The sequence below is a fragment of the Streptomyces sp. YS-3 genome (assembly GCF_045257485.1).
In the GTDB taxonomy this organism is placed as follows: domain Bacteria; phylum Actinomycetota; class Actinomycetes; order Streptomycetales; family Streptomycetaceae; genus Streptomyces.
The window spans coordinates 1-2,376 of sequence record NZ_JBJHPC010000825.1; the positions used below are offsets into that span (position 1 = coordinate 1).

The 2,376-nt window shown below is 66.9% G+C and carries 2 protein-coding genes; one reads left to right on the plus strand and one right to left on the minus strand.

Annotated features, from left to right (window positions below):
* Window positions 1-502: 502 nt before the first annotated feature.
* A complete protein-coding gene (locus ACJA3G_RS35245; RefSeq protein WP_406557102.1) occupies window positions 503-1,327 on the minus strand; it encodes an AraC family transcriptional regulator in 825 nt (274 codons plus the stop codon).
* Window positions 1,328-1,391: 64 nt separating this feature from the next.
* Between ACJA3G_RS35245 and ACJA3G_RS35250 the strand changes: the two genes are divergently transcribed.
* Window positions 1,392-2,219, plus strand: coding sequence for an alpha/beta fold hydrolase (locus tag ACJA3G_RS35250; RefSeq protein ID WP_406557103.1), 828 nt, complete (start codon window positions 1,392-1,394; stop codon window positions 2,217-2,219).
* Window positions 2,220-2,376: the final 157 nt, after the last annotated feature.

The window sequence follows — 2,376 nt, forward strand, 5'->3', positions numbered from 1 at the left end:
CCCCCCACCCCGGGCGCTCTCGCCCAAGTGGTTGTCGCGGGGGGCGTGACACGCGGCGGAGCGCGCCTTTAATCCCTGTCCGTCCGCGATTCTCTGAAGAATCTACCGGTGCGGGTGGAGAGATGAGGCACGCCGTCGGCAGTAGCAATCCGGCGGCTGCCCGGCCTGCGGCACCGCGCCATTCTTCCCGCCCTGGAGGCTCCTCCTAACCGCTGCGGTACTGCTCACCGCGATGTGCTCCCGCAGAGCGGCGAACCCCACCAGCTGAAAGCACTCCGGACACCAGCCACCAGCACCAGCTGTTCCAGCTGTTGAGGCAGACACTGGCTCGTCGGAGTCTGCCTCAGCAGCTGCTGGCTCTGGGCGTGACGCCTCACCCCTTCCGGACCTCCACCCGCAGCTGTTCCGGCAGATGCCGGGGCACAGATGGCTTCGTCCATAGGAATGGGACTCTGGTCCACTTCGTGTGCTGGTCGGCTCTCACTGTTCTCGAGTGCATCTCCTACTCAGGGGGCAGCGCCGCCTGCCACGCCCCCGGAGGCACACCTGTCGCCTTGCGGAAGAAGACAGAAAAGTTCGACGCGTCGGGGAAGCCGAGCGTGGTGGCGCAGCGAGCAGCGGTGAGGCGGTCGTGTGCAAGGAGGCGTTTGGCCTCCAGGATGATCCGGTCGACGATGTACGCCTTTGCAGTGCGGCCGGTGGCCTGCTGCACCGCCCGGGAGAGGGTGCGGGGCGCGTACCCCAGCGCGCGGGCGTAGTAGCCGGCGTCGTGGTGTTGCCGGAAGTTCGCTTCGACGCTGGAGCGAAACGACCGGAACACCGGATGGGCGAGCGGTATATCGGCGTGCGGTGGGTGGAGCCGGGCGACGAGTGCGGAGAGCAGGATGCCGGGCAGCTGCGTCGAGGAGACGCTGGGTGGGGCGGATGTTTCGAGGAGTAGATGATGGCGCGCCGTATCGACGTAGGGCCAGTCGGCGTCGGGGATGGGCCAGTACGCGGCCAGGTCCGGAAAGGCCACGAGTTCGCGGGTGGCGTCGGTGACCGGCGCGGCCGGTATGAACAGCACGACGTGCCCTGTCACTTCGGCGATGTCGTCCCAGCGGTGTACCGCGCCGGGTGGAATCCATATTGCGGCGCGTTCTCGGAGCCGGTGGAGACGGAAATCGACCGTGACCGATCCGGGCCCGGTATCGATGACGGCAAGGACATGGAAGTCGGCGCGCTGGCTGCCGCCGTCGTTCAGCTCTCGCAGATGAGCGAACGTCATCGTCTCAACCGAGGCGGCACGTCCTGCGGGCTGGTAGGTCATCTGCCGGATCAGGTGCACGTGTCCAGTTTCCACCAGTGGATGACCAGTCACACTGATGCCCCGTTTCCGGGCGGAAGTTCCAATGGTCGGACAGGGCGAACCGCCTGGAATCTCGATCGGAAGAACAAACGTGAACAAGACGCAGCAGACACTACTTCTGCCCACTTACGACCATCGACCGGGGACCGGGCCGACTCTGGTATTCCTGCACTATTGGGGCGGCTCTGCCCGCACCTGGGACCTCGTCGTCGACCGTCTGGCGGGCCGTGATGTGCTCACGGTCGACTTCCGTGGATGGGGCCGGTCGCGTGCTCTGCCGGGCCCCTATACGCTCGATCAGCTCGCCGAGGACACGATCGCCGTGCTCGCGGACGCGGCGGTCACCGACTACGTCCTTGTGGGGCATTCGATGGGGGGCAAGGTCGCACAGCTGGTCGCGGCCACGCGACCCTCCGGCTTGCAGGGCATCGTTCTCGTCGGGTCCGGTCCGGCAGAGCCCGCAGCACACGTCACTCCCGAGTACCAGGAGACCCTGTCACACGCCTACGACTCCGAGGAGTCCGTAGCCGGGGCGAGGGATCACATCCTCACCGCAACCGAGCTGCCCGCTTGGGTCAAAGCGCGGATTGTGACCGATTCAAGTACCGTCGCCGCAGCCGCCCGGAGCGAATGGCCGCTACGAGGCATCGCGCAGGACATCACCGAATACACGCGCATGGTAGACGTGCCGGCTCTCGTCGTCGCCGGGGAACACGACCAGGTGGAGCCTGTCGGCGTACTCCGCGAGCACCTGCTGCCCTACCTCTTCCAAGCCGACTTCGCAGTGCTCCCCCGCACAGGTCACCTGATCCCGCTGGAAGCCCCAGCCGCCCTTGCCGCCGTCCTCACCACGTTCGCACCGACAAACTGACCCGCCCCGCCACGGCAGACGAGCCAGCTCGGCTTCCGTCAGGCAGCCACACTTACGCCCGGCAGCGGTCCAGACCGTCCAGGCGAGGACGCCGTCGGCGATACCCAGCCACTGCGGCAGCCCTGGAACCGCAGTAGGTTCGCCAACAGCCTCCTCC